A 10,813-nucleotide genomic window follows, 5' to 3' on the forward strand; every position below is an offset into this window, starting at 1 on the left:
ATTAGTGAAAACTGAGCATATCAGCGATCTCTTGCAGGGCGTCCTCGGTCAGTTCTTGATCATCAAAATCACTGATCGTCTTTTCTGTTTCGCTTTTGTTCTGGCAGTGTTCGATCAGCTGTAATAAAAATTGACGGCATGTTTCGCTAAGCTGTTCGATGGTTTTGCGCTGAAAGCGGGCATTGTCATAAGTCATATTGACAGTCAATTTTCCTTCTGCAGCGATTGCGCTGATATCCAGCGACTGTTCACGGTTCCATGTTGTGCTGATATCACCTCCGGCACCCAGCGGAGAGAATGAGAAGGCGTCCTCCTCAGGTACTTCAGCTGTGCGGCCGCTTTCAAATTGACCAAGATAATTAAAGCTGATTTCTGGTGCACCTGTGAAATTGATGTCTTTTTTGCCAGGCGGAGTCAAATATTTGATGACACCGTAGCCGAATCCTTTGTCAGGTACACGTCTCAGTGTATCTTTTGTTGTTTTTAGCACATGAACCATGCTTTCTTCCGAATCTGGCAAGTCTGCGTTCAGTTTAATCAATAACGGATAAATGGCGGTAAACCATCCAATCGTCCGGCTCACATCTATTCCTTTTAATACATCCTCTCGCCCGTGGCCCTCTAATGATAGTTTGAAGGCGGATTGATTGGTCCAATGGCGCAGCGCAAGAATGACAGAAGCGAGCAGCATGTCCTGCGTATCAGTGTTATATGCGCTGTTGGCGTCTTTTAAGAGTGCTGCTGTCTCTTTATCGTTTAAGGTAAACGAAATTGTGGACCGTTGTCCCTCGTGTGCTCTAGTTCCATCGATTTGATCAAAAGACAATGCCTCTGTTTGATACTCTTCGGCTTCGCGCCAATACTTGAGCTGTTTCATTAGCTGCTGGCTTTCAGCGTAGTCAGAGAGCTTTTTCGCATACGCTTTAAACGAGCTTGTTTTAGGCGGCAGTTTGATATCCTCCCCGCCAGCAGCTTGGCGATACCCTAAAGCCAAATCTTCAAGCAGAACCCGCCATGAAATGCCGTCAACGACGAGGTGATGAGCAGATAAAAATAAGAAATCACCGTCAATTGTGTGGAAAAGACCGGCTTGCAGCAGCGGACCATTCTTCAAATCCATTTTCTGCTGAATATCAAGTACATGGCGTTTGATAATAGGCTCATACGCTCTATTTCCATCAGTGCATAAATCAATCATCTCAAGGCCGTACAACGCGTCGTCCGAATGACTGAGCGGCCGATTATATTGATCCCACTTTCCTTGTTCATTCTGTGTAAACACCATTCGCAGCGCATCATGATGACACGTTATTGCTTTTAACGTTTTGCGCAGTGCGTCTTCTTGTACAAAGGTACTTCGATGCAGCATTACGGACTGATTAAAATGGTGTTTTTCTTTTATATCTTGAGAAAGAAACCATTTTTGAACAGGCGACCATTGTACGTCTCCCTCAACCGCAGCTTGGCTGGAACTTGTATCTGAATCACGGATATAAGCTGCCAATTCTTGAATGGTCGGATGGCTAAACAAATCTTTCACTGCCATTTGCTTGCCTATCCGGTGAAGCCGCGCAGATACCTGTAACGCTTTGATTGAATCTCCGCCAAGTTCAAAGAACGAATCAGCTGTTCCGATCTTTTCTGCCCCCAGTACTTCTTTCCATATATCTGCCAGTATTTGCTCCATTTTGCTGGCTGGCGGGAGGAATGGACGTTCACCTTCGTGGTTGTATACAGGTTTTGGAAGTGCTCCGCGATCCAGCTTGCCGTTTGGTGACAATGGAAGTGAGTCCAGTTTTTCAATAAACGCAGGGTGCATAAACACCGGCAGCTTGTTTTGTAATTCTGAGCGTACAGCATTTGTGCTCAACTCTGGTTTTGTCACCACATAAGCACTTAATTCGGTTTGTCCTGACGCTGTTTCATGAGCAACTACTGCGGCGTCTTTTACACCATTTATACACCGGATGACCGATTCAATTTCTTTCGTTTCTACACGGTATCCTCTGATTTTGACTTGATCATCGATTCTTCCGAGATATTCGAGTGTACCGTCGGCCATCCATCTGGCGGCGTCTCCTGTTCGGTACATTCGTGTTTCGGGTTTAAATGGATTCTGCGTGAATGCTCTCTCTGTCAGTTCTGGAAGATTGACGTACCCTCTTGCAAGCCCTGTTCCTGCTATACAAAGCTCTCCCGCAACACCGATTGGCTGAAGCTGATGATTGCTATTTAAAATCAGCACTTGAGTCCCGTCAATCGGCTGGCCGATGCTTACGTATGCCTGCTTTTCCATATGTCTCATGACGGTAGTCGCCACGCTGTTTTCTGTCGGTCCATATTCGTTGGCGAGTTCGGTATGCGGACATATAGCTAAGCTGCGGTCGATCAATTCGCGGTCAGCCGCTTCTCCCGCCAGTGTGACGACTCTAAGCGTCTTTACATCTTCCGGCTGCACTACGTCCAAAAGCGCTCGATATAAAACAGGCACAATAATCATATGTGTAATCCGTTGACGAGACAGCTGATGCTTAATGGCCAGAATATCCTTCGCTTCCTCTTCATGAAGCAAAACGGCTTTTGCACCTGACAAAAGCGGTGTAAACATACTAGTTAAAAAGCCGTCAAATGAGAAAGAAAAGAGCTGCAGGATGGCATCTGTCTCGTTGAATGCATAAGCGTTTCGCCGCCACAGAAGCGTGTTGGCAATACCTTTATGCTCGACCATCACCCCTTTTGGCCGGCCCGTCGTTCCTGAAGTATAAATGATATAAGCCAAATGATGGGCAGACGACACTTGCGGCAGCGGCGATTTGTCGTCTTCCTCTACGCTTTCTATCGTCAAGATCTCTCCTTCAAAGTCAGCAAGTACTCCTCGATCCGCTTCATTTATTGTCATCAGCAGTTTCGTTCCGCTGTCGCTAAGGATATAGCGTTTGCGTTCTGTCGGGTATTCAGGATCAATGGGAACGTAACAGCCGCCTGCTTTCCACACACCAAGTATGGCTGCTATCATACTGAACGAACGATGCATCATGATGCCTACTGGTGTGTCCGGCTTAACACCTCGGCTGCGCAATGCACGTGCGATTCCATTGGACCACTCGTCAAGCTCCTGATAAGTGAGTGTTTTGTCTCCGCTGACAAGTGCAGAAGCTTTTGGTGTTCGTGCAGCTTGCTGCTCAAACAATTGACTGATTGTTTGAACTCCGTATTGATTCGCTTGCCCGGTGTTAAACTCATTAAGCAGCTGGTGCCGCTCTTCTTGGGTCAGGATGTCGATATGGTTGAGTGTCACCTCCGGGTTTTTGCCGATGATGCTAAGTACATTTGTTAAATGCGATACCCAGCGTTCAATGGTGGTTTTCTCGAACAATGCGGTTGAATATTCAAAAAGGAAATGAATGTTTCCGTCGCCCTCAGATGCCTGTAGTGTCAAATCGAATTTAGAAACGAGATGAGAAACTTGTGCCGGCTTCATTTTCAAATCATGAAGATACAATGGCTCGTAATCATTATTTTGAACAACTAACATCGCATCAAACACTGGGTTCCGGCTCATATCTCGTGTCAATCCAAGCTTATCGACAAGCTCTTCGAACGGGTAATCTTGGTGCTCAAAGGCTTCCAATGCTGTCTCACGCACTTCCTGCAAATACTGTACGAATGGCTTCCCGCCCTCCGGGCGTGTCCGAAGCGCCAGCGTGTTCACAAACATGCCGAGTATCGGCTCAAGATCCTTGTGCGGCCGGCCGGCGATTGGCGAGCCGACGATGATATCCTCCTGTCCGCTTAAGCGTGACAAGAACGCGGTGTAAGCCGCAAGGAGCACCATGTACAGTGTGCTTCCGTTTTCTCGTGCCAGCTTGTGAAGGCCTGATGCAACCTCTTGATCCAGCGTAAATGAGACCTTGTCACCAGCGAAGCTTCGCACCGGCGGGCGGGCATGATCAGCGGGGAGATCCAGCACAGGCAGCTCGCCCTCGAGCTGCTTCAGCCAGTACGCCTCTTGCGTTTTGTACGCGTCTCCTGTTTTGAATCCTTCTTGCCATACGGCATAATCTTTATATTGAATGCGCAGCGCCGGAAGCTTCCGATTATTGTACAGCTCGCCGAATTCTTGAATCAGAATGTTGACGGAAACACCGTCTGAAATGATGTGATGCATATCAACCAGCAACAGGTGCCGCTCATCTGATACCTTTACGATTTGGGCACGGAACAGCGGCGCTTGGCTGAGATCAAACGGTTTGATAAATGCGGCTGCGGCCTCCTGTTCGGTTCGTTCGCCGAGAACTGTAGTCTGTAACGTAAACGGCACCTCGTCATGGATGCGCTGCACCGGATCGCCTCCTTCGTCCTGTTCGAAGGCGGTTCGAAGCGACTCGTGGCGCTTGATCAGCTCTTGGAAAGCTCTGTCCATCCTTTCAGGGTTGAGCTTCCCTTCGAGCTCTAACACAGCCGGCATATTGTAGCCTGTCCCTCCGTCTTCCAGCTGCTGAAGGACATAAATCCGCTTTTGGGCAGAGGAAACCGGATAGGTTTCCTGTTTTTCAGCGGGCTTAATCGCTTCATATGGACTGTCCGTTCCTTCACGGATAACGGCAGCCAGTCCTTCTACTGTCGGATGGGCAAACACATCTTTTAGCGGCACCTGTACATCGAATTCTTTGGTGATCCGTGAGACAAGCGCCGTTGCTTTTAAGGAATGTCCCCCGCGGTCAAAAAAGTTGTCGTGAATCCCGACAGGGCCATTTTTCAGCACGTCCTCCCACAGCTGAGAAAGCTTCATCTCAGTCACGTTTCTCGGCGCTGTGTAGGTCTCCGCATCTGCCGCTCCGCCAGGAGCTGGCAGGGCGTTTCGGTCGAGCTTTCCGCTTGGCGTAACCGGCCACTGTTTCATTTCTATCATATAGGCTGGGACCATGTAGCCCGGCAACAGTCTCTCAAGCTGTGCCCGCACTTCGTTTCTTTGGAGCCCTTCTACATAAGCGCATAATTCCGGCTCACCGCTGTCTGTCCGTACGGTAACGGCCGCCTCTCTTACACCTTCTATGCTTCTTAGTGCCGCTTCAATTTCTCCCGGCTCAATCCGGTAGCCGCGGATTTTCACCTGATCATCCGTGCGCCCGAGGAATTCAATATTCCCGTCAGGGAGCCAGCGCGCCACATCCCCGGTTTTGTACATGCGTTCCCCCGGGTAAAACGGGTCTTCTAGAAAACGCTCCTCCGTTAATGCCGGCCGATTCAAATAACCTCTGGCAACACCCGCTCCGGCAATGTATAGTTCACCGATACATCCAACAGGCAGCATCCGCTGATTATGATTCAGGATATATAATCTGACATGATGAACAGGTTTTCCAATTGGAATCCGTTCAAGTTTTTCTTGCGGCGGACAATCAAAGAATGCAGCTTCTACGGTTGCTTCCGTTGGCCCATAGGAATTGGTTATTGAAACATTTGGAAGCAACTCGTAAAATCGGGAGACAAGATGGGTCCCCAGCTGTTCTCCCCCAGAAAACACTCGCTTGAGTCTGTTTGTCTTAATCGGTACAGAGCGATATTTTATATGTTCTAAAAATGCATGGAGCATTGAAGGCACAAAATGCATAGCTGTGATCTTTTGTTCTTCTATGGCCTTCGCGATCACTTCAGGTTCTTTTTCGCCTCCCTGAGGAAGCAGATAAACAGAAGCTCCGGCATAAGGCCACCAAAACAGCTCCCATATTGAAGCATCGAATGAATATGATGTTTTGTGCATAATCATATCTGAATGCTTTAGCTGATAGCGGGACTGTAGGGAATTCAAAAAATTCACCGCTGATCGATGTTCAATTTCAACACCCTTAGGCATCCCGGTAGAGCCGGATGTATAGATGACATAGGCTAAAGATTGCGGGAGAACGTTCACATTCGGATTGGACAAACGATGTACCAGTCCGCTATTTGTCTGATTGAGATAGACAATCTCTCCTGTAAATGCCGGAATATGAAGGCTGGCAGACTGAAGCAGGAGAATGTTTGTACCGCTGTCCTCCAGCAGAAAGCTGATTCGTTCTTCCGGATAATCCGGGTCGATGGGCAGATAAGCGCCGCCAGCTTTAAGAATGCCATAAATGCCAAGCAGCATTTCAGGTGAACGCTTTCCTATAATGGCAACAGTCGTTTCGGGTTTTACCCCCCGTCCGATCAGCTCCCAGGCGATACGGTTAGCCTGTTCGTTCAATTCTTTATAGGTCATCACTCCATCTTCGAAGATAACGGCCGCCTGATCAGGCGTTTTTGTTGCCTGCTGTTCGAGTGCATAGTGGAGCGTTTGATTCATTGAATAGCCCGTCTCCTCAAACAGATGGCATGATTCAATGAAATCTCTCTCTTCTTCTTTTGTTAAGATTGGAATATCGTCCAATTCTGTTTCAGGACTGGCAGCTGTATGTTCCACAAGCGTGGTGAAAAGGCTGGCCCACCTTTGGATGGTTTCTTTCTCAAACAAAGCTGTACTGTATTCAAACTGACAGAAAAGCTCGGAATCATGCTCTGTAACGTATAGGGAAATATCAAATTTTGATATTGGGTGCTCCAAGTCGTTCCACTGAAGCTGTACATCATTCATTTTTAGCTTTTGCTGTTCCATATTCTGAAGGACTAGCGTTGTGTCAAACAAAGGATTCCGGCTCATTTCCCGCTGCACACCGAGTTTGTCCACAAGCTCTTCAAACGGGTAATCCTGATGCTCATACGCTTCTAATGCCGTCTGTCTGACTTCTTTCAGAAATTCCTCAAATGTCTTATTACCCGCTGGGCGTGTGCGGAGAGCCAGTGTATTGACGAACATCCCAAGAACAGCTTCAAGGTCGGCATGGGGCCGTCCGGCGATTGGTGAACCAATCACGATATCATCCTGACCGCTTAACCGAGACAAAAAGGCTGAATACAAAGCGAGAAGCGTCATATAAAGCGTGCTTCTGTTTTTATGGGCGAGCCGCTTTATGCGGGCCGTGATCTCTTTGTCCAATTGAAAGGTTACTTTTCCGCCTATGAATTGCCGTTCTGCCGGACGTCGTTTATCTGTTGGAAGCTCCAGTATAGGAAGATCCCCGCTAAACTGCTGCTGCCAGTAAGTCTCCTGCTTTTGGTACGAGTCTCCCTTTTTAAATTTCTGCTGCCATACGGCGTAATCTTTATATTGGATCCGCAATGGCTTAAGCTGCCGGTTTGCATAAAGATCGGTAAATTCTCGGATTAGGAGCTGAACGGATACACCATCTGAAATGATATGGTGCATATCCACCAGCAATACATGCTTCTCGTTTGACACTTCTATAAGGCCTGCTCTAAATAATGGCGCCTGGCTGAGATCAAAGGGACGGACAAATCCCTCGATAGTGGTCTCTTTACTTAACGTAAACGGCACTTCGGTGTGGATACGCTGAACCGGCTCGTCATCAGCTCCGGGTACAAAGGAAGTTCGAAGCGGCTCATGCCGACTGATCAGTTCTTTACATACAGCAGACAGTTTGGCGACATCCAGTGCACCTTCCAGTTCTAAGACCGCAGGCATGTTATAGGCGACACCCTCATCAAGCTGTTGAAGCACATAGATTCGTTTTTGGGCCGAAGATACAGGATATGTATCCCTTTTTTCTGCTGGTTCAATTGCTGCATACAAATTTTGTTCTGCCTCTCGAATAATTAAAGCTAATCCTTCAACAGTCGGATGAGCAAAGATGTCCTTAAGTGAAACTTGCACATGGAATTCCTTTGCGATCCGTGACATAAGCACTGTTGCTTTTAACGAGTGACCGCCATTGTCAAAAAAGTTGTCTTGGATGCCTATATGCCCATTCTTTAGCACATCTTCAAATAGTTGCGAAAGCTTTGCCTCTAACAGATTTCGAGGGGCAGTATATGGGTTTCCGCTGATTGAAGCATCTGGCTCCGGAAGTGCTGCGCGATCTACTTTTCCGTTTGGGGTAAGAGGTATGCTGTCAACCCATATCCATTTCGCCGGAATCATGTATTCTGGGAGCTCACTAGCCATATAACTGCGTAAATCTATTGCATTCAGCTTTTGTACACTGCAATAGTAAGCGCATAATTCATGTTCACCGTTTTGATCTTGCCAGATGAGAATGGCAGCCTCACTAATGTCCGGATGATTCATTAGCGTGACTTCGATTTCTTGCGGCTCAATTCGATAACCTCTGATTTTCACTTGATTGTCTGCCCGTCCGATATATTCGATGTTGCCGTCTTCAAGCCGTCTGGCCAAATCACCTGTCCGGTACATGATCACATCAGGCTTGAATGGATCGGATGAAAATTTGTCGCTTGTCAGTTTATCGTGATTGACATATCCTCTGGCAACACTTGCGCCGGAAATATAGAGTTCGCCTGGTACGCCGCATGGCTGAAGCTGTTTTTGATGATTCAAAATATATAGATCAGTACAGCCTATCGGTTTACCGATTGGCGGAAGCTCAGGAATAGGGTCTCCAGGATGAATGGTATACGTAGATACCACATGAGTTTCTGAAGGTCCGTAATGATTGTGCAGGTGTATGCCGCGTTCACGCAACACATCTTGGAAAAGGTCTGAAATCATTAATTGTTCCCCGGCTGCGATCAGGTGTTTGACGCCATCAGGAAACGAGTTCGCAAGTTCTCGCTCGCTGAAAATCATTTTGATAAAAGCAGTTGGGAGAAACACAATATTCGTCTGATGCTTGTTTATAAATGCAAACAGCTGAGGCACATCTCTTTTTATGGCTTCTGGCACGATGTGCAGTGTGCCGCCTTTCAGAAGCGCAGAAAAAATTTCTTGATAGCAGACGTCGAAGGAAGGTGTCGCAAATTGCAGAACATCTGCTTCAAAGTCAATGCCGGAGTGAGTATATTCGAATTTCAGCAAGTTAGCCATGTTTCGATGCTCAAATTGAACACCCTTTGGTTTACCTGTTGTGCCTGATGTATAAATCATATACAGCAGATCGTCAGCATTGTTGACTGACTTTATGTTACTGCCGTCTACTTTGCTTTCGATTTCTTCTGGATGAGTGATAATGTAATTGTCTTCTAACGATGAGGAAAGATGCGCTTGTGAAACAACATGCGAACAGCCGCAATCATGCAGAATATAACGGATTCTGTCAGCCGGGTAATGCGGATCAACGGGAACAATGGCGCCGCCTGCCTTTAAGATTCCAATAACACCTGTGATAAACGCCGCTGAGCGTTCCATCATAATCGCAACGGGCTCCTGTCTCGCAACACCCTTCATTCGTAAATGCCGCGCCAATCTGTTAGCCGATTTATTCAGTTCTTTGTATGTTAACGAGCAGGCTTGATCAATTACCGCATAAGCATCCGGCGTCTTTTCTGCTTGTGTTTCAAACATGGCATGGATGGTTTCGTAAACTGGTGTTCGATCTGCGATTTCTCCAATCAGCTGCCGCTTTTCGGTGTCTGTCGTAATCTCGATTTCACCAGGTGAAAGATTCGGATTGTGTAAGATTTGCGATACAACATTCAGAAAATGCTCCTTGACAGAAAGCACAAAAGACCGATCGTGCTGCTCAGCATCATAGCTCATTTTCATATGGATTTCTTCTCCTGGTGCTACCATAAGATAAAAGCTGTAGTTGGTTTCATCTGCGACAGTCAAATTATGAATTTGAAAAAGATCAGAAGCATGTTCCTGTTTGTTCAGCATTTGAATCTCTTGCTGCACCGGATAGTTTTCAAATACGAGAATATGATCAATCAGCCCTTGCTTAACAGCTGAGCGGGATTGAATCTCATACAAAGGGTGGTAGCTGTACGCTTCAGCGGCAAGACGGTCTTTTTGCATATCTTTTATAAGTTGAAGAAAGGGCGTTTTTGCCCCCTGCACCCGAATCGGCATCGTATTAATGAAAAGACCTACCATATGTTCAATGCCTTCGATTTCTGCGGGCCTTCCTGAAATGACAGAACCGAATACGGCGTCATCGTTATTATTATATTTTTGTAGCAGAATGCCCCAAATGGTATGAAAAATCGTACTGAGTGTCACTTCTTCTCTTGCAGCAAGCTCTGAAAGCCTGCTGCTTTCTTCCTTAGAGAATGAAAATGTAACGTGTTCCTGCCTGCTTTTTCCCTTTGTTTTTTTCTGCTTCGGGAGCACGGTTTGCTGTTCGTGGCCGGAAAGATAATGGTCCCAATAAGAAACCGCCTGCTCTTTGTCTTGCTCCATCAGCCATTTGATATACTTTCCGTATGGCTGGACCGGCTCCAATGTTATAGGGGATGCATTTACATAAGATGCGTAAATATGCAGAAACTCCTTTAGCACAATGCTGAGGCACCAACCGTCCATCATGATGTGATGAAAGGTCCAAATACAAGTGTACTGGCTCTCTCCTGTTTGAATCAGAGCGATGCGCATGAGCACATCCTTTTGCAAATGAAACCCCCGGTCCCGGTCCTTTTCTTTCCATTGCTCGATAAACTGTGATTGCTCCGCCTCGTTTAAATGAGTAATGTCTTCTTCCAGTACGATGACATTTCGTTCTCTCAGAACAACCTGCTGGGGGGAGGAAACATTTTGGCTGATAAAAATCGTTCTGAAAATATCATGTCTTTCTACAAGAGCGTTGATGCTGTTTTGAAAAAACTGCGGGTTGACTTTTCCTTCTATTGTAAAAGAAGCTTGCTCAACATACGCCTGTGAATCTTTTTGCAGGAGGGAATGGAAAAGCATCCCTTCCTGCATGTAAGACAGCGGATAAATATCCTGAATTGAATTCGCTTTTGTCATGTTCATGTCTCC

General features: G+C 46.7%; 1 protein-coding gene. It reads right to left on the minus strand.

Annotated elements, in window-relative coordinates:
* Position 1: 1 nt before the first annotated feature.
* Positions 2-10,801, minus strand: coding sequence for a plipastatin non-ribosomal peptide synthetase PpsD (gene ppsD / locus NSU05_RS09735; protein ID WP_339204683.1), 10,800 nt, complete (start codon positions 10,799-10,801; stop codon positions 2-4).
* Positions 10,802-10,813: the final 12 nt, after the last annotated feature.

Origin of the sequence: Bacillus sp. EU52 (assembly GCF_037964975.1) — a bacterium.
GTDB classification, from domain to species: Bacteria; Bacillota; Bacilli; order Bacillales; family Bacillaceae; genus Bacillus; species Bacillus subtilis.

Bases quoted from the DNA above. Each gene is read 5' to 3' on its own strand.
- ppsD (WP_339204683.1), bottom strand. From the start codon at position 10,801: ATGACAAAAGCGAATTCAATTCAGGATATTTATCCGCTGTCTTACATG.